Source organism: Mesorhizobium sp. B2-4-19, assembly GCF_006441315.1.
Taxonomy (GTDB): Bacteria; Pseudomonadota; Alphaproteobacteria; order Rhizobiales; family Rhizobiaceae; genus Mesorhizobium.
Genome location: NZ_VFUV01000001.1, coordinates 385,074 through 403,143 on the forward strand (window position 1 = coordinate 385,074; position 18,070 = coordinate 403,143).

Annotated in this window: 15 protein-coding genes; 10 read left to right on the top strand and 5 right to left on the bottom strand. The window is 63.3% G+C overall.

Annotated elements, in window-relative coordinates; genetic code table 11:
- Positions 1-40: 40 nt before the first annotated feature.
- The 3 genes from FJ546_RS01855 to FJ546_RS01865 are packed head-to-tail and all read left to right on the top strand — an operon-like array spanning position 41 to position 3,904.
- On the top strand, positions 41-994 hold the full coding sequence (locus tag FJ546_RS01855; RefSeq protein ID WP_095771121.1) for an ABC transporter permease: 954 nt from the start codon (positions 41-43) through the stop codon (positions 992-994).
- A complete protein-coding gene (locus FJ546_RS01860; RefSeq protein WP_140887611.1) occupies positions 991-1,869 on the top strand; it encodes an ABC transporter permease in 879 nt (292 codons plus the stop codon). The genes FJ546_RS01855 and FJ546_RS01860 overlap by 4 nt, the downstream gene beginning before the upstream one ends.
- A complete protein-coding gene (locus FJ546_RS01865) occupies positions 1,862-3,904 on the top strand; it encodes an ABC transporter ATP-binding protein (protein ID WP_140887612.1) in 2,043 nt (680 codons plus the stop codon). The genes FJ546_RS01860 and FJ546_RS01865 overlap by 8 nt, the downstream gene beginning before the upstream one ends.
- 78 nt (positions 3,905-3,982) lie before the next feature.
- Here FJ546_RS01865 and FJ546_RS01870 read toward each other — a convergent pair whose 3' ends face one another.
- A complete protein-coding gene (locus FJ546_RS01870; protein WP_140887614.1) occupies positions 3,983-4,825 on the bottom strand; it encodes a LysR family transcriptional regulator in 843 nt (280 codons plus the stop codon).
- 116 nt (positions 4,826-4,941) lie between these two features.
- On the opposite strand from FJ546_RS01870, the gene FJ546_RS01875 reads away from it, so the two are divergent.
- From FJ546_RS01875 to FJ546_RS01900, 6 genes are all read left to right on the top strand, one after another.
- The gene (locus FJ546_RS01875; RefSeq protein ID WP_140887616.1) at positions 4,942-6,597 is read left to right on the top strand and encodes an ABC transporter substrate-binding protein; all 1,656 of its coding nucleotides are present in this window, start codon (positions 4,942-4,944) and stop codon (positions 6,595-6,597) included.
- A gap of 186 nt (positions 6,598-6,783) precedes the next feature.
- Positions 6,784-7,641, top strand: a complete 858-nt coding sequence (locus tag FJ546_RS01880; RefSeq protein ID WP_181167774.1) for a DUF427 domain-containing protein — start codon at positions 6,784-6,786, stop codon at positions 7,639-7,641.
- An 89-nt stretch (positions 7,642-7,730) separates the two neighbouring features.
- Positions 7,731-8,495, top strand: a complete 765-nt coding sequence (locus FJ546_RS01885) for an SDR family oxidoreductase (protein ID WP_140887619.1) — start codon at positions 7,731-7,733, stop codon at positions 8,493-8,495.
- A 421-nt stretch (positions 8,496-8,916) separates the two neighbouring features.
- Positions 8,917-9,891 carry an ABC transporter substrate-binding protein gene (locus FJ546_RS01890; RefSeq protein ID WP_140887620.1) on the top strand — a complete coding sequence of 325 codons (975 nt, stop codon included), beginning with the start codon at positions 8,917-8,919 and terminating at the stop codon, positions 9,889-9,891.
- A 77-nt stretch (positions 9,892-9,968) separates the two neighbouring features.
- On the top strand, positions 9,969-11,042 hold the full coding sequence (locus FJ546_RS01895; RefSeq protein ID WP_140887622.1) for a glycine betaine/L-proline ABC transporter ATP-binding protein: 1,074 nt from the start codon (positions 9,969-9,971) through the stop codon (positions 11,040-11,042).
- Positions 11,039-13,018, top strand: coding sequence for an ABC transporter permease subunit (locus FJ546_RS01900; RefSeq protein ID WP_140887623.1), 1,980 nt, complete (start codon positions 11,039-11,041; stop codon positions 13,016-13,018). The genes FJ546_RS01895 and FJ546_RS01900 overlap by 4 nt, the downstream gene beginning before the upstream one ends.
- Before the next feature lie 18 nt (positions 13,019-13,036).
- Here FJ546_RS01900 and FJ546_RS01905 read toward each other — a convergent pair whose 3' ends face one another.
- Positions 13,037-14,395: an NAD(P)/FAD-dependent oxidoreductase gene (locus tag FJ546_RS01905; RefSeq protein WP_140887625.1), complete on the bottom strand. Its 1,359-nt coding sequence runs from the start codon at positions 14,393-14,395 to the stop codon at positions 13,037-13,039.
- 261 nt (positions 14,396-14,656) lie between these two features.
- Between FJ546_RS01905 and FJ546_RS01910 the strand changes: the two genes are divergently transcribed.
- Positions 14,657-15,370 carry an XRE family transcriptional regulator gene (locus tag FJ546_RS01910; RefSeq protein WP_064983208.1) on the top strand — a complete coding sequence of 238 codons (714 nt, stop codon included), beginning with the start codon at positions 14,657-14,659 and terminating at the stop codon, positions 15,368-15,370.
- Here the strand turns inward: FJ546_RS01910 and FJ546_RS01915 are convergent.
- The 3 genes from FJ546_RS01915 to FJ546_RS01925 all read right to left on the bottom strand — a co-directional run bounded on the left by FJ546_RS01915 (position 15,367) and on the right by FJ546_RS01925 (position 18,057).
- A complete protein-coding gene (locus FJ546_RS01915) occupies positions 15,367-16,407 on the bottom strand; it encodes a DUF3445 domain-containing protein (protein ID WP_019856866.1) in 1,041 nt (346 codons plus the stop codon). The genes FJ546_RS01910 and FJ546_RS01915 overlap by 4 nt on opposite strands.
- Before the next feature lie 91 nt (positions 16,408-16,498).
- Positions 16,499-17,464, bottom strand: a complete 966-nt coding sequence (locus FJ546_RS01920) for a PDR/VanB family oxidoreductase (protein WP_140887626.1) — start codon at positions 17,462-17,464, stop codon at positions 16,499-16,501.
- Complete coding sequence (locus FJ546_RS01925; RefSeq protein ID WP_140887628.1) at positions 17,461-18,057, bottom strand: dimethylamine monooxygenase subunit DmmA family protein; 597 nt, start codon at positions 18,055-18,057, stop codon at positions 17,461-17,463. The genes FJ546_RS01920 and FJ546_RS01925 overlap by 4 nt, the downstream gene beginning before the upstream one ends.
- Positions 18,058-18,070 lie beyond the last annotated feature (13 nt).

Consider the following 18,070-nt stretch of genomic DNA (forward strand, 5'->3'; position numbering starts at 1 on the left):
CAGCTCCCGCGCGGGGCTGGCTCCACAAGGAGTCTTAGCCATTCTCTCCTTCTTTGCACGGCGTGTGTCGCTGTCGCTGGTTACATTGTTCCTGCTCAGCATCATGGTGTTCCTGGGCGGCCAGGTGCTGCCCGGCAATGTCGGGCGCGCGATCCTGGGGCCGTTTGCCGACCAGCGCGCGGTCGACGCGCTCAACCATACCCTGGGCGTCGATCGCCCGCTGCTCACCCAATATGCGACCTGGATCTGGAATTTTATCCGTGGCGACATGGGCACGTCCTACATCTTCCGCTCGCCGGTGGCGCCGTTCGTCATCGATGCCTTGGGCAATTCGATGAAGCTGGCCGCGGTTGCCTTCGTGCTGGTGGTGCCGATCGGCATTCTGGGCGGGGTGGTGGCGGCGCTCAACCTCAACCGTCCGCTCGACCGCATCATCAGCCTGGGCGGGCTGTCGGTGACGGTGCTGCCGGAGTTCGTCACCGGCATCATCCTGATCCTGATCTTCGGCGTTTGGCTGCGCTGGCTGCCGATCTCGGCGGCGTGGCCGAAGAACGCCGGCTTCTTCACCCAGCTCCACTATCTGATCCTGCCGTCGCTGCCGCTGTTCCTGGTGCTGTTCGGCTATATCGCGCGCATGGCGCGCTCCGGCATGATCGAGGCGCTCGATTCCGACTATACGCGAACGGCCGTGCTCAAGGGCCTACCCTGGCGCACGGTGATCTGGCGCCATGTGCTGCGCAATGCGCTGCTGCCGACCATCACCGTCATCGCCACCCAGACCGGCTATCTCATCGGTGGCCTGGTGGTGATCGAGACGCTATTCCGCTACCAGGGCATCGGCTCGCTGATTTTCACCGCCGCGCGCGGCAAGGATTTCCCGATGCTGGAATCCGGCATCCTCACCATCGGCATCGTCTATGCCGTGGCGACATTGATCGCCGACTTCCTCTATTCCGTGCTCAATCCACGCATCCGGCTGGGGTCAGACCAATGAGCGCCGTCCAGACCACCTCTTCCCCGCAAGACGACACGCGCCGGCGCAGCCCCATGGCAGAAGTCTTCTTCTCGCTCATGCGCTCGCGAACCTTTCTTGTCGGTCTTGCCATCGTGCTGTTCTGGGTCGCCTGCGCGCTGTTCGGCGAGCACTTTGCGCCCTACGACCCGCTTGCCGACGACATCATCAACGCGCTGGCGCCGCCGTCGTCCGAACACTGGTTCGGCACCGACCAGATCGGCCGCGACGTCTTCTCTCGCGTCATCGTCGGCTCGCGCGACATCCTCACTGTCGCCCCGCTGGCGACCTTGCTGGCGACGATCGCCGGCACGGCACTCGGCCTGCTCACCGGCTATTTCCGCGGCATCGTCGACGATGTCGTCAGCCGTATCCTGGAAGCCTTCATGGCCATCCCCGTGGTCATTGTCGCACTGCTCGCCATCGTCGCGCTCGGCACGTCCAAGGCCACCGTCATCGTCGTCATCGGCTTGAGCTTCGCGCCGATCATTGCGCGCACCGTGCGCTCAGCGGTGCTGGCCGAGCGCGAACTCGATTATGTCGCCGCCGCGCAGCTGAGGCACGAGAGCGCCTTCCACACTATGTTCGTCGAGATCCTGCCCAATGTCATCCCACCGATCCTGGTCGAGACCACGGTGCGGCTTGGCTACGCCATCTTCGCGGTCGCCACGCTCTCCTTCATGGGTTTTGGCATCCAGCCGCCCTCGCCCGACTGGGGGCTGTCGATCTCCAGCAATTACGGCATGATTGGCGGCGGCTTCTGGTGGACTGTGCTATTCGACGCACTCGCCATCGCCTCGCTTGTGATCGGTGTCAACCTTGTGGCCGACGGCGTTCATGGAGCGCTCAATGACTAACTCCGCAAAGGCTGAAAACGCCCTCGAGTTGCACGATCTGTCGGTCGCCTACCGGGTGGCCGGGCGCAACCGCGCCGTGCTGCGCAATCTCAGCCTCAACATCAGGCAGGGCGAGGCCTATGGGCTGGTCGGCGAGTCCGGTTGCGGCAAATCCACCGTGGCGCTCACCGTCGTGCGCTATTTGCCAAGAAACGGCTCGATATCGGGCGGCGCGATCTCGCTCGACGGCCAGGACGTCATGAAGCTCGATGCCGAGGCCTTGCGGCGCGCGCGCGCCGAAAGCGTCTCGATGGTCTATCAGGATCCCGGCAAGGCGCTGAACCCGTCGATCCGCATCGGCCGGCAACTGATCGAGATCTTCGAGCTCGGCGGGATCCCGGGACAGGCAGCGACCGACCGCGCCATCGCCATGCTCAACCGCGTGCGCATCTCCGATCCGTCAAGCGTCATGCAGCGCTATCCACACCAGCTCTCCGGCGGCATGCAGCAGCGCGTGGCGATCGCCATGGCGCTGGCCAACGATCCCTCGATGCTGATCCTCGACGAACCAACCACGGGCCTCGACGCGACGGTCGAAGCCGAGGTGCTCGATCTCATCGCGCTGCTCAGGCAAGAGCTGTCGGCCTCGATCCTGTTCATCAGCCACAACCTCGCCGTCGTCTCCAACATGTGCGACCGCGTCGGCGTGCTCTATGCCGGCATGCTGGTCGAGGAAGGGCCGACGGATGTCGTCTTCAACGATCCGCGCCATCCCTATACGGTCGCGCTCCTGCGCTGCCTGCCACGCGGCGGCCAGCGCAAGGACCAGGGCCGGCTCGACACCATTCCGGGCTTCCTGCCCGGCATAGGCGCCGACATCAAGGGCTGTGCCTTTGCCGACCGCTGTGCGCTCGCCGACAATCGCTGCCGCACCGAATTGCCGCCGCTCTATGATCTGAGTGACGAGCGCGGCAAGCGGCTGTCGCGCTGCTTCCACCACGACGAGGCGCAAGCCCTGCCGCGCGCCACACCGAGCGATGTTGCGACAGCGCCCAAGCCGACAACCGCACCGGTGCTGCGCGTCGCCGGGCTGAACAAGACCTATGCCAGCCATGGTCATCCCTTGCGCGCGGTCAAGGATGTCTCGCTCGATCTGAGGCCCGGCGAGACGCTGGGGCTGGTCGGCGAATCCGGCAGCGGCAAGACCACCTTCGCCAGGCTGCTGCTCGGGCTTGTGCCGCCTGATGACGGCGGCACCATCGAACTCGAGGGCAAGACGCTGGCGCCGAAGCTGGAGAACCGCGGCGACGACCAGGTCAAGGCGATGCAGATCGTCTTCCAGAACCCGGACTCCGCGCTCAACCGCTCGCATTCGATCCGCCACATTCTCGGCCGCGCCTTGAAGCGGCTGGCCGGCCTCTCCGGCAAGGCGCAGGAGGCGCGCCTCGACGACCTCGTCCGCTCGGTGCGCCTCACCGACCGGCATCTGGCCGTCAAGCCGCGCCAGCTGTCAGGCGGCCTGAAGCAGCGCGTCGCCATTGCGCGCGCCTTCGCCGGCGATCCGCGCATCGTCGTCTGCGACGAGCCGACCTCCGCGCTCGACGTCTCCGTCCAGGCGGCGATCCTCAACCTGCTCGCCGACCTGCAATCCAAGGAAGACGTCAGCTACATCTTCATTTCGCACGACCTTGGCGTGGTGCGTTACCTGTCCGACAAGATCGCCGTGCTCTATCTCGGCCGCATCATGGAGATCGGACCTTCGGAGGAAGTCTTCTCCGGGCCGCATCATCCTTATACCGAAGCGCTGCTGTCGGCCGTGCCCAAGCTCGACCAGACCGAGACGGCGCGCATCCGGCTCGACGGCGAGATCCCCAGCGCCACCAACCCGCCCCCGGGCTGCGTCTTCAACACACGCTGCCCGCGCAAGATCGGCCCGATCTGCGAGCAGCAGGAGCCGCCGCTGGCCGAGGCGCAGCCCGGCCACTCCATCCGCTGCCATATCCCCTACCCGGAACTCGCCAGGCTGCAGAAGGCAGCCGTGACTGAACCGGCATAGCAGGGCATCGCCGGCCGGTTAGCTCAGGCCGGCCATGCCCAGGGAACGGTCGCCTTCCGAAAAACCCTGTTGGCTGGTTCAGTCCCTGGCCAGCGAGCGCAAGCCCGTCAGCGCGACGTCCAGAACATCCGACGAGACGGGATTCGATGGATAGGCGAGATAGATCGGCCGCTGAAACACCGGTGTGTTGTCGATACGCCGCATCTCGCCGCGCTCGATATGACCGCTGACGGCGCTGAGCGGCAGATAGGCCGCCGCTTGCCGCGACAGCACATGCTGCAGCCCGATGAAGACCAGGCCGGCGGAAATCGCCGGCTTGACCATGCCGGCAAAGGCGCGGTCGTGCTCGATGCGGAATTCGAGCCCCCAGTCCATCAGTATGTAGTTTTCAGTCCACGGCTTGGTCTGCGCAGCGTGCTGGACGAGCACGACCTGATCGACGGCCAGCGTCTCATAAACGATGCCGGGATGCGGGCGCGGCAGATAGAGGATGCAGATGTCGAGCAGGCCTTCCGCCAGCTGGTCGATGGCCAGATCCGGAAAACTGCCTTCGAGCCGCAGCGCCACGTTCGGCCGCCTGGCCCGCATCCACTCGACCCATGGCGAGGTGATGCGCTCCCACAGATAGGCGGGAGCGGTCAGCCGCAGCAGGCTGTCATAGCCGTCGGGAACGGCGATGTCCTGCCTCGATTGCTCCCAGGTGCGGGTGATGGAAGAGGCGTGCGGCAGGAACTGCCGGCCAGCCGGCGTCAGCGTGACGCCGTCGCGGTCGCGCACGAAAAGCCGGCGCCCCAACTGTTCCTCCAGCCCCCTGATCCGCGCGCTGACGGTGGACTGCGCAAGGTTGAGCCGGCTGGCCGCGACGGTGAAGCTGCCATGTTCGGCGACCTCCAGGAAACTGCGCAGGTTCTCGGTATCCATGGCTTAAATCCTGCATCGAAAATTTCGATGGACCCTATCAAAAAATATCGCTTTCCGGTCGCGGTCAACAATGGCCTAAATGGCCGATCCCCGAAGGGCAAGCGAGGAATGCAACCATGCCAAGGCATTTCATGACGATCGACACTGCTCGCAAGAACCTGACGGCAATCGAAAATTCCGCTGTCGATGATTTGCTGGCCGGCAGGCTCGACCGCCGCGATTTCCTGCGCCACGGAAGCGTGCTCGGCCTTTCCCTGCCGTTCCTGGGCAGCCTTGTCGCGGCCGCCGGGCTCGGCATGCAACAAGTCCGCGCCGAGGGCAAGCCGGGCGGCACGGTGCGCGCGGGCGTGGCGACGCCGGGCGGCGCCATCGATCCCGTCACCTATTATGACAGCGGCAGCTACCAGCTGGTTTTCCAGACCGCCGAATTCCTCTGCATCACGCGGCCGGATCTCACCTTGAAGCCGGTGCTGGCGGAAAGCTGGTCGCCGAACGCGGACGGCAGTGTCTGGACCTTCAAGCTGCGCAAGGGCGTGAAATTCCACAATGGCGAAGACTTCAAGGCCGACGACGTGGTGGCGACCTTCGATCGCCTCGCCGATCCCAACGGCGCCTCGAACGCGCTTTCGGTGTTCAAGGGCCTGCTGTCGAAGGGCGGCACGCAGAAAGTCGACGACCACACCGTCGCCTTCCATCTCGACGCGCCGAACGGCAGCTTTCCCTATTCGGTGTCGATCGACAATTACAATGCCGTCATCCTGCCGGCGAGCTACAAGGGCGACTACGAAAAGACCTTTGAGGGCACCGGGCCGTTCCGGCTGGAGAGCTATACGCCGAAGGTCGGCGCGACCTTCGTGCGCAACCCCGACTATTGGGGCGACAAGGCGCTGCCCGACCGGCTCGAGTTCAAGTTCTACGGCGACGTGCAGCCGCGCATCCTGGCGCTGCAGGCCGGTGAGGTCGACGTCCTCGACGCCGTGCCGCTCGACGTCAGCCAGGTGGTGCTGAACAGCCCCGACATCACGGTGCTGCGTGTCGCCTCGACCGCGCATCGCCAACTGCACATGCGCTGCGACACCGGTCCCTTCACCGACAAACGCGTCCGCCAGGCGCTGGCGCTCAGCATCGACCGCTCCAAGCTTGTCGATGGCCTGTGCCGCGGCATGGCGGCCACCGGCAATGACAGCCCATTCGCACCGGCCTTCCCCGCCACCGACAAGTCCGTGCCGCAGCGAGTCCAGGACATCGCCAAGGCCAAGCAACTCATGGAGGCGGCCGGCCTCGCCAGCGGCTTCGACATTACCCTGACGACGCTGCGCTATTCCGACATTCCAGGCTACGCGCAGCTGTTCCAGAATTTCGCCAAGGAGATCGGCGCCCGCATCGCGCTCAACATCGAGGACCAGGACAAATATTACGGCAAGGCGGTGTTCGGCCAGTCGGACTGGCTGGACAGCCCGTTGGGGATCACCGACTACGCGCATCGCAGTGTGCCGAACGTCTTCCTCAAGAGCCCGCTGGTCAGCGATGGCCCGTGGAACGCGGCGCATTTCAAAAACACCGCCTATGACGGCATGGTCACCTCCTACCTCAAGGCACTCGATATCGGCGCACAGCGCGCGGCGGCCTCCGACATCCAGAAGCTGCTGCTCGACGAGACGCCGGTCGTTTTCAGCTACTTCCCGGATCTGCTGGTGCCGGTGCGCAAGAATGTCAGCGGCCTGCCGCCGATCGCCGCCGGCCTGCTGCTCGATCGCGTGTCGCTGGGATAGAGGCTGGATTGGACAATTCCGCTTTCGGGCGGCGAGGCTATCCGCTGGCAAGGCTGCGAGGAGCGATGGGGGGCCATCGTTCGAGCGGCTCGATGCAACGGAAACCCGCCGCCCGGAAACCCTCAGCGGCACCACGGCTCAATGCAGGTTCATCTCGCTGTGCGCCAACGCTCGATGACAAAAGACATGAAACGGGAGACTACCATTCGCAAGCCTCATTTGCGCGGTCGCGGACCGCATTTCCCCTTGCTCGACAATATCGTGCAGTATGAGTTCGAGCGGGGCTATGTCGCCTTCACCATGCCGATGCAGAAGCGGCTGCGCGTGCAGGTGGGATCGATGATCGTCGCCGACACGACCAAGGCGCTGGTGCTCTACGAATCCGACCATCTGCCGGTTTATTACTTTCCGATGAGTGACGTGCGCGAGGAGTTCCTGCTGCCAAGCAGGACGACGACAGAGAGCCCGTTCAAGGGCGTCGCCACGCATTATTCGCTGAACACCGGCATCACGCTGGTCGAGGATGCCGCGTGGCGTTATCTGGATCCGGTCAAGGGATCGCCGCTGCTTTCGGACTACATGTCCTTCTATTGGCCCAAGATGACGCACTGGTATGAGGAAGACGAAGAGATCTTCGTCCACGCCCGCGATCCGTTCCGCCGGGTCGACTGCCTGCCCTCCTCGCGACGGGTGCAGGTCATCCTCGACGGCGAACAGGTCGCCGATTCACGCCGCGGCGTGTTCCTGTTCGAAACCGGCCATCCGGTGCGCCACTATCTGCCGATCTCGGACACGCGGCTCGATATGTTCGCGCCCAGCCGCTACATTTCGCGCTGCCCCTACAAGGGCATCTCCAACTACTATCACGTGACGACGCCCAAGAAGCGGCACGAGAATCTCGTCTGGTACTATCCTGAGCCGGTGCACGAGGCCGAGCGCATCAAGGGACTGGTCTGCTTCCACCACGAACTGGTCGACAAGATCCTGGTCGACGGCGTCGAGATCCCGAAAGAAGCCACCGCTGCATCGGACGGCTATTTCTAGGTATCGCTGCCCCCTGCCGGCTTGCGCATTGAGCGCTTGATCGAAACATGGCGCAGCGCATACCTTCCCTGAAACGGGGAGGGCTATCGATGGATCTTTTCAAGCTGGACGGCGATGTCGCGCTGGTCACCGGTGCCGGTAGCGGCATTGGCCAGGCAATTGCAATTGGATTGGCCGAGGCAGGAGCCAACGTCGCGTGTTTCGGTCATGCATCGAAAGGCGGGCTGGAAGAAACCGCGCACCAAATCACGGCACTCGGCCGCAAGGCTTTGGTGCTGACCGGCACGGTCACTTCGGAGACCGATCTGGCGGTGGCAATCGATCGCGTCGAGGCCGAACTCGGTGCATTGACCGTTGCCGTCAACAATGCCGGCATCGCCGGTTCGGAACCGGCCGAGACCTTGTCGCTCGACAAGTGGCAGAAGGTGCACGAGGTCAACGTCGCCGGCGTTTTCCTGTCCTGCCAGGCCGAAGCCCGCAAGATGCTGGCGCGCCGCAAAGGCTCGATCATCAACATCGCCTCGATGTCCGGCACCATCGTCAATCGGGGATTGACGCAGGCGCACTACAATTCGTCGAAAGCCGCCGTCATCCACATGTCGAAGAGCCTTGCAATGGAGTGGGCTGATCGCGGATTGCGCGTCAATGTCGTCAGCCCAGGCTATACGCTGACACCGATGAACAAGCGGCCGGAAGTGGCGGAGGAGATCAAGATCTTCAAGCGCGACACGCCGATGGGGCGCATGGCGGCGCCTGAGGAAATGGTCGGGCCGACGGTGTTCCTGGCCAGCCGCGCGTCGAGCTTCGTCACCGGCCTCGACCTGATCGTCGATGGGGGCTACGTCTGCTGGTAGGGCCGCATCTCGCCGAACTTCGCCTGCGGTCTGAATTTGCGCATCTGCGAAGCGTTAGTCGTTGCGCAAGATGAACGTTGGTATATATAATTTCATCCTATGAAAAGGCTTGGCAAGATGGGGCTTGCCATGCCGACAGCCGAGATCATGGGACCTTGATGGCTTGCACCTTGCAGGGCGCCGCAAGACTGGCAATTGATCCGCGGATGATCGCTCCACCAGCGGTCTGTCGGCAGCCATGACGCGGACGGCATATTCCATCATCACGAGAATTGAGCACCATCTTGCCTGCGCTGGCCAAAGCCAGGGCGACAATTTTGGCGCCGACGGCCTTGCGCAGCGAACCGCCTATCCAACACAATCAAGAAAAGCCGCAAGAAGGGAACGACCGATAACCGTCACAGCTTGAAGGAGAACAAGCATGTCATTTCGCAGTCGAGTTTCAAAACTATCGATTGGCGCCGTCGCGCTCGCAACGCTAAGCCTGCTGACACCTTCCGCCCGGGCCGCCGCACCGGAATCCAATGACCCGATAAAGATCGCGCTGTTCGACTGGACCAGCGTCAACCTCAACGCCAAGATCCTCGGCGGCATCCTGGAAAAGCTCGGTTATACCGTTGAATACCCGACCGCCGACTATCTCTCCAGCCTGACCACCGGCCTCACCAATGGCGACCTCGATGTCGGTCTGGAATTCTGGGACACGACTGCCGGCGAGGCCATGAAGGCCTCCGATGCGACTGGCCAGACGGAGCGCCTCGGCAAGCTTGGCCCGAAGGCCAAGGAAGAGTGGTGGTTTCCCGAATATATGAAGGAGAAATGCCCGACACTGCCGGACTGGCATGCCTTGCTCGACGCGACATGCGCGGCGTCGTTCTCGACAGCGGAGACCGCTCCGAAGGGGCGCTATCTCGGCGGCCCGGTGACCTGGGAGGGCTTTGACGACGAGCGCGTCGCGGCGCTGAAACTGCCCTTCACCGTCATCCATGCCGGCACCGATGCGGCAATGTTCGCCGAACTCGATTCCGCCTATCAGCGCAAGGCGCCTATCATGCTGTGGATCTATTCGCCGCACTGGGCGCCGGCCAAGTACAAGGGCGAGTGGGTGCAATTCCCGGAATACACGCCCGAGTGCTATAACGATCCGAAGTGGGGCGTGAACCCCGACGCCAAATATGATTGCGGCAAACCGCATGGCGAGATCTGGAAATATGCCTGGAACGGCATGAAGGAGAAATGGCCGGTCGCCTACAAGGTGGCCAAGGCCTACACGATCGACACCGACGAACTCAACAAGATGAGCGGCGACATCGACCTCAACGGCAAGACGCCGGAAGAGGTCGCCGCCGGCTGGATCGCCGCACACGAGGCAGACTGGAAAGCCTGGGCGCAGTGATTGTTCCGACTGGAAAAATGGGGCCTGGCCGTTGATCGGCCGGGTCTCAAGTCTTGATGTTCCAGAAGGACGATTGGATGACGACTGAACAGGGATCGACGCAACCGGGCACTGATAATCGCCCAGTAAAGCTTGCCTGCCGCAATGTGTGGAAGCTGTTCGGAGTGAACGCAGCCAGCTTCATCCGCGAGCGCGACGGCAGGGCCAGCATGGTCGATGTCACTGCCGCCGGACTGGTCGGCGCCGTGCGCGCGGTCGATCTGGAAATCCGCCAGGGCGAGATCTTCATCATCATGGGCCTGTCGGGCTCCGGCAAATCGACATTGGTGCGCTGCATGTCGCGACTGGTCGAGCCGAGCCATGGCAAGATCGAATTCGAGGGCAAGGACCTGCTCAAGATTTCCGATGCGGCGCTTATCGAATTGCGCCGCCACCGCATGGGCATGGTGTTTCAGAATTTCGCGCTGCTGCCGCATCTCAATGTGCTCGACAACATCGCCTTTCCGCTCAGCATCCAGGGGCAGGACCGGGCAACGCGCGAGGCGCGCGCCCGCGAGGTCATCGAGCTGGTCGGCTTGCGCGGCCGCGAGCATTTCTACCCACGCGAATTGTCCGGCGGCCAGCAGCAGCGCGTCGGCATCGCCCGCAGCCTGGCGACCAAACCGGAGATCTGGTTCCTCGACGAGCCGTTCTCCGCCCTCGATCCGCTGATCCGCCGCGAAATGCAGGACGAGCTGATGCGGCTGCAGACCATGCTGCACAAGACCATCGTCTTCATCACCCATGATTTCGACGAGGCCATCCGGCTGGCCGACCGTATCGCCATCATGAAGGATGGCGAGGTCATTCAGATCGGCACGCCGGAGGAACTGGTGGTCAATCCGGCGACCGACTATGTCGCAGAATTCACCCGCGACGTCGACCGCGCCAAGGTGATTTCCGCGTACAGCCTGATGCGTGCCTGCGATGGTTCGGAGCATGGTGGCACGGTTTCGCCGCATGCCAAGATCGCCAGTTTCTCGGCCAGCATCGTTTCAGCCGGCAAGCCGTTCGCCGTGGTGAACGGCACCGGCAAGCCGATCGGCGAAGTGACGCCGCAAGCGGTCATCGACCTGCTGGCCGGCATCGAGCACGCGAGAGCCGACGCATGACCGTGACGGCAAGCGCCAGCGAGCCGAGGCCGCCGCTTCAGCGGTGGCTGCCCGTCTGGGCGGCGGCCCTTGCCGCTGTGCTGTTGGTGTTCCTGCTGCAGGAAAGCGTCCCTTGGGCTGTCGACTACCCGGCCAATGCCGTCGTGCCGGTCGCCGACTGGGTCAGCGCGTTGATGGGCTGGATCAAATCGAACCTGTCATGGCTGACCCGCTCGATCACCGCGGTTCTCGGCGTGCCGCTCGATTTCGCGCTCAATCTCTTGGCCAAGAACTTCAAGATCGGCCACGGCGCGGATGCCTATGTCCTGCCGCGCCTGTCCTGGGTTGGCGTCTGCGCTATCGCCTTCCTCGCCGGCCATGCCGTGGGCGGCCGGAAACTCAGCCTGCTGGTCGGCGGCTGTTTCCTTTACATCGCGCTGTTCGGCCAATGGACCAGCGCCATGCTGACGCTGGCGCTGATCTCCATCGCCGTGCCGTTCTGCATCGTCACCGGCCTGTTCGCCGGCATCTGGGCCTGGCGCAAGCCTTGGGCGGAGAGGCTTATCGTCTCCCCTGCCCTCGACCTGATGCAGACGATCCCGACCTTCGCCTATCTCATCCCGATGCTGCTCCTGTTCGGCAACAGCCCGGTGTCGGCGATGATCGCCACCGCCATCTTCGCCACGCCGCCGATGGTGCGGGCGACGATGCTCGGCCTCACCCGCGTGCCGCTGGAGATCGGCGAATTCAGCGACATGGCCGGCTGCACGGCGCGGCAGAAACTGTGGCGGGTGCTGTTGCCTTCGGCGCGGCCGACGCTGATGGTCGGCGTCAACCAAGTGATCATGCTGGCGCTCAACATGGTGATCATCGCCTCGATGATCGGCGCCGGCGGCCTCGGCTACGACGTGCTTCTGGCGCTACGCGCGCTGAAGGTTGGCGAGGCGATGGAGGCTGGTCTCGCCATTGTGGCGCTGGCGATCGCGCTCGACCGGCTGAGCCAGGCCATCGCGCACAAGCAGGCGAAGGGCCATGTTCATCAGGCGGTGAGCCCGAGCTTCTGGCGGCGCTATCCCAGTCTGTCGCTGGCCATCGCCATCCTTGCCGTCACCACGCTGCTCGGCCTGTTCGTGCCGGCCTTCGCGGCGGTGCCGAAGGCGATCACCTTCACCACCGCGCCGCTGTGGAAGGCGGCGGTGAATTGGGTGACGATCAACTTCTTCGATGCGATCGAAGCCTTTCGCGTGGCGCTGATCCTCAACGTGCTCAACCCGGTGCGCGCCTTCTGCGAAGGCTTTCCGTGGCTTGGCGCGGTGTTCCTGCTCGGCCTTGCCGGCTATCAGCTCTCGGGCCTGCGCCTGGCGGCCCTAGTCGCCGCGCTGACCGCTTTCTGCGCGGTCACCGGGCTGTGGGAGAAGACCATGGCGACGGTCTATCTCTGCGGCATCTCGGCCTTCATCGCCTGCCTGATCGGCATCCCGATCGGGCTGATGGCAGCGCGCAGCGACCGTTTCGAGAAGATCGTCACGCCCATCATCGACACGCTGCAGGTGCTGCCGTCCTTCTGCTTCATCATCCCGGTGGTGATGCTGTTCAGAGTCGGCGACGTGACCGCCATGATTGCAACGATAGCCTTCGCCGTGGTGCCGGCGATCCGCTACACCAATCACGGCATAAGACAGGTGCCGCCGGCGCTGATCGAGGCGGCCAAGGTGTCGGGCTGCACGCCGCGCCAGACCTTCTTTCGCGTGCAATTGCCGCTGGCGCTGCCGGAGATCATGCTCGGCGTCAACCAGACGATCCTGATGGCACTGGCGATGATCATCATCTGCGCCATGGTCGGCACGCGCGATCTCGGCCAGGAGGTGTTCATCGCGCTGTCCAAGGCCGATTCCGGCCGCGGCATCGTCGCGGGCCTGGCCATCGCCTTCATCGGCATCGTCGCCGACCGGCTGTTCAACGCCTGGACGGCGAAGGCTCGGGCAAGGCTGGGATAGGCAGAAGATGCGCCGCGGCTACTCCGCCGCGACGCCCTTCACCTCAAGATAGCTCTCCATGGAATCGTCCAGCGCCTGCAGCCAGGGCGTGTGATGCAACGGTGCCATGGTGCCGGTCATCAGCGAGCGGTAGGCATGGTCGCGGAAGCTCATAATGTCTTCCGCCTTGTGGTGTTCCCACTCCATGAAGGTCTGGTTGACCGCCTCGACATCGAAGCCGGGATAGTCGGTCTGGTCCATCAGTTCCTTGGTATAGTCGCCCTGGAACCAGATCATCTGCTCGGCTTCTTCCAGCGTTTCCTCGCGGGCGCGCCACTTGGCGCTGTGCTTGGCCATCGCCTCGGCGGAGGGCAGCTTGATGCGGCCCATGATGACATCGCGGGCGAACCAGGCCTGCGCGTCGAACATGTTGAAGGTGTAGAACTGGTCCTGCATGCCGACATAGAACAGCTTCGGATTCTTTTCCCACACCACGCCTTCATAGAGATCAAGCGGCCACATGCGGTTGGCGGTCTTGAGCTTGAGGTCGTCGGTGAGGAAGGGGAAGGAATGGAGATAGCCGGTGCACAGGATAATGGCGTCGACATCCTTTGACGTGCCGTCCTTGAAGTGGGCGGTCTTGCCGACGACCTTCTGCAGGAGCGGCACTTCCTTCCAATTCTCCGGCCATCTGAAGCCCATCGGCTTGGAGCGATAGCTGGAGGTGATCGATCTGGCGCCGTACTTGTAGCATTGCGAGCCGATGTCCTCGGCCGAATAGGAACGGCCGATGATCAGGATATCCTTGCCCTTGAATTCCATCGCGTCGCGGAAATCATGGCTGTGCAGGATACGGCCGTTGAAGCTGGAAAACCCTTCGAAATAGGGAACGTTGGGCACCGAGAAATGCCCGGAGGCGACGACGACGTTGTCGAACTCTTCCGAATAGGTGACGTCGTTGGTGCGGTCATGCGCGGTGACGGTGAATTTCTTGGTTTCGTCCGAGAAGGTCACCATGCGCACCGGGCTGTTGAAGCGCACCCATTTGCGCAGGCCCGACTTTTCGACGCGGCCCTTGATGTAATCCCACAGCACGGCGCGCGGCGGATAGGAGCCGATCGGCCGGCCGAAATGCTCCTCGAAAGTATAGTCGGCGAATTCCAGGCATTCCTTCGGTCCGTTCGACCAGAGGTAGCGGTACATCGAGCCATGCACGGGATCGCCATGCTCGTCGAGGCCGGTGCGCCAGGTGTAGTTCCACAGGCCGCCCCAGTCCGACTGCTTTTCGAAGCAAACGATTTCGGGGATGTCGGCGCCCTTGTCTTCAGCCGACTTGAAGGCCCTGAGCTGTGCCAGGCCGGACGGTCCGGCGCCGATGACGGCAACGCGCGTTTTCATTTCCAGGGCCTCCTCATTTTTGATTTCCCCAGCGAAACAAATTTCACTGACAGTGACACTAATTGGCCCTTCCGTGCTGTCAACAGACATCTGCGGGAACGGCGTTTGCCCGCAAAGGATTCCTGGCGAAAGACGTTCACGGACAGAGCCATGGGATCGTCCGATGGGACTTAAGACAGCTTGCCGACACCGCCGCGCTGCTGTATCGCCACCTGACATGTTCACCTTGAGTGAAATAAATCCGCGAAGTCCGGGGGCGACATGGCAAAAGACAGTTCCAAGGCCGGGCTTGCCGGCGCCAAGCCGAAGCCCCAGCCAAAGGTCTCGGCGGACGGCAAGACCATCCGCGCACCACTGACGCAGAACCCCCACGCCATCCGCGACACACGCGAGAAGGTGCTAGAGGTGGCCATCGGCCGCGAGGTGCGGGCGTTCCGCAAGAAGCTCGGCATCACCGTCGCCGATCTCGCCGTCGCCACCGACATTTCACTGGGCATGCTGTCGAAGATCGAGAACGGCATCACCTCGCCGTCGCTGACCACGCTGCAGGCGCTGTCGCGGGCGCTCGGCGTTCCCGTCACCGCCTTCTTCCGCCGCTTCGAGGAGGAGCGCAGCGCCGTCTTCGTCAAGGCCGGCGAAGGGCTGGATGTCGAGCGCCGCGGCACGCGCGCCGGCCACCAGTACAATCTGCTAGGCCATATCGGGTCGAACACCAGCGGCGTCGTCGTCGAACCCTACCTGATCACCCTGACCGAAGATTCGGACGTGTTCCCGACGTTCCAGCATGAGGGCATGGAGTTCCTCTATATGCTGGAGGGCGAAGTCGTTTACCGGCACGGCAGCAACCTCTACCCGATGAAGCCCGGCGACAGCCTGTTCTTCGACGCCGATGCGCCGCACGGACCGGAGCAGCTGACGAAACTGCCAATGCGGTATTTGTCGATCATCTGCTATCCGCAGAACAGCGCGGGTTAATCAGGCCCAAACCCCGGTGACGTCGCGCTTCCATCGTCCAGCTTCGACAGCCACTCCACCAAGGTTGGCCGATACCGCGTGAGGCCCTTGTAGGTGGCGAGTTCCTCGGGCAGGTCGCGGATGACGCGGTGCAGGCGGCGCGCCCATTTCGGTTGCGTCACCAGCTCGTCCATCTTGATCAGGTAGCAGCGGATCGGGAAGACGATGCCGTTGGAACGCGGCAGCCGCCAGAAGCTCTGCAGCTCGACGCGCAGATGCACCTTGTCGCCGACATTTTCGGGCGTCACGGTCGTCCGGTCCGGACCCCATTTGTGGTAATTTTCCGGGCTGGTATCGAGCCGCGGATTGATGGTCATCGTCCAGTTGAGGCGCCGCGCCGGCTTGCCCTGCTGGATGTTGGTGAGGAATTTCAGCGCCCTGGTGAAAATGCCCTTCTCATGCGCCAGCGGCACCGGCGCGTGCCACTCGAAAAAATTCATGCCGATGTCGAAATCGAGCGACCAGTCGGCCTGGGTGGTGACCATGCCGGCATCCATCCACAGATTGCCGTCGCGCTGGTCGAGGATGCAGAAATCGCCCTGGCTCTGGCGGGTGATGTATTCCATCGGACCATAAGGCAGGGTCGAGGTGTCGCCGAAGGTGAAGGTGTCGTCGATGCCGAGTGGCCGGTTGATCCAGCGCCAGCGATCGCCGTCCCGCGTCAGCGTGAAATGCTCGGGATAACCCAGCGCCTGCTGTTCCATCAGCAGTTCGAGCAGATCCCAGCCGGCCAGCGTCATGTGCGGCAGCGACTGGCAGCGCAGCGGGTCTTCGGCCAGCACCAAAGCGCGGTCCTGCATCTCGGCGACGTAGTGCTCGTCGACGTCGATCAGGTTCTCCAGCACTGAGCCCTTAGGCCCGACGACATGCGGCTCGATGTTGACCGCATACATGTAGGCGTCTTCATGGAACGGGAACGGGAAGCGCCTGATGTGCTCCGGGCTGTTCCTGAAGGTGAAATCGTCGCGGAAGGTTTCCTTGCGAAAGGTGATGCCCATGATTTCCTCCTAGAGCGGGATGCCCGCTCTATCTATTTGTTTCAGCCGCATTTCTGCGACGCCAAGTGTATCCACTTGGCTGCAAAATGCTTCACCGCTCCAGCACCAGCGACCGGCCCTCGAAGCGCGACACGCACGGCATGATCTTGCAGCCGGAGCGATGGTCGTCCTCGCTCAGCCAGTGGTCGTTGTGGATGAACTTGCCATCGTAGGAGATGACGTTGGTCTCGCACTGGCCACAGACGCCGCCGCGGCAGAGATAGGGCGGGTCGACGCCGGCCGCCTCGATCGCTTCCAGCAGGCTCTGCTGTTCATCGACGCGGATCGTCTTGCCGCTGATCGCCAGCGTCACATCGAAAGGCAGGCCGGGCTGCGGTGCGGCGAAATGCTCGAAATGCACGGCCTCGGACGGCCAGCCCAAGGCGGCCGCGCGCTCGCGCACCCAGTTGATCATGCCGGCGGGACCGCAGACATAGAGATGCGTGCCGAGCGGCTGCGTCGACAGCAATCGATCGAGATCGATGCGCTCGTCGCGGTCGTCATGGTAGAGCCGGATGCGCCTGTCGTAGCGCTCCCGCAGCACGTCGGCATAGGTACCCAGAGAGGCGGTCCGGCAGGTGTAGTGCAGTTCGAAATTGCCGCCCTCGCCCGCCAGTTGCGCTGTCTGCGCCATGAAGGGCGTGATGCCGATGCCGCCGGCCAGCATCAGGTGTTTCTTGGCACGCAAGTCGAGGGAGAACAGATTGACGGGATAGCTGATCACCATCTCCAGGCCCGGCTTGACGGACCTGTGCATGAATAGCGAGCCGCCACGCCCGACATCGTCGCGGCGCACCGAGATCGTGTATTCGCGCGTGTCGAGCGGCGAACCCATCAGCGAATAGGGATTGAGCCGGGTGCGATCGCCGTCGCGCATCTCGACCACGACATGGGCGCCGCCGGAGAAGGTCGGCAACAGCTCGCCGTCGCGCCGGCGGAAATGGAAGCGAGTGACCAGTTCGTTGACCGGAACGACGTCGCTGACGACGACATCGAGTTTTGTGGTGCCGGTGCTCATGGGAAGGCCTCCTCCATTGGAGGAATCTCCGAGCGATCCTCGGCATTGATGCAGACGCCCTGGAAAGCGGCGAGGCGCCGCGAATAGTGATCGCGCACCAGAAGCAGCAAGCCGCAATGCGAACAGGTCGCGGGCTGTGTCGTGACATTCTCGGTGATGCCCTTGCAGTGAACGCACTGCATGCGCCTTGCCAGCGAGCCGCGATGCTCCGTCTGCATGGAGGTGTGATCGATGCCGGCTTCGAGCGCCACCTGCATGGCCTGGCCGATCAGACCCTCGGTGCCGGCGAGGTAGAGGCGCAGGCCCATATGGGCATTGCCCAGCGTCTGCTTCAGCCTCGGCAGCAGGCTGGCGAAGGATGGTGCCTGATGAAACTGCGCCGGCTTCAGCGCTTCGAGGGCGGCGACGTGTTTGTTGTCCGGCTCTGGGATAAAGTCGATTTCGGCGCCATCGAAAAACCCGGCAGGCGCTTTTGCGGCCATGTCTGAAATAGCGAGCGCACCTTCGGCATCGGCGATGAAAAGATGGTGTTTGCCGGGCTGCGGAGAGAGCGTTCCGTAGACCGGCCGGCTGATGATGCTTTTTGCTGCCATTTAAATCTTCGTG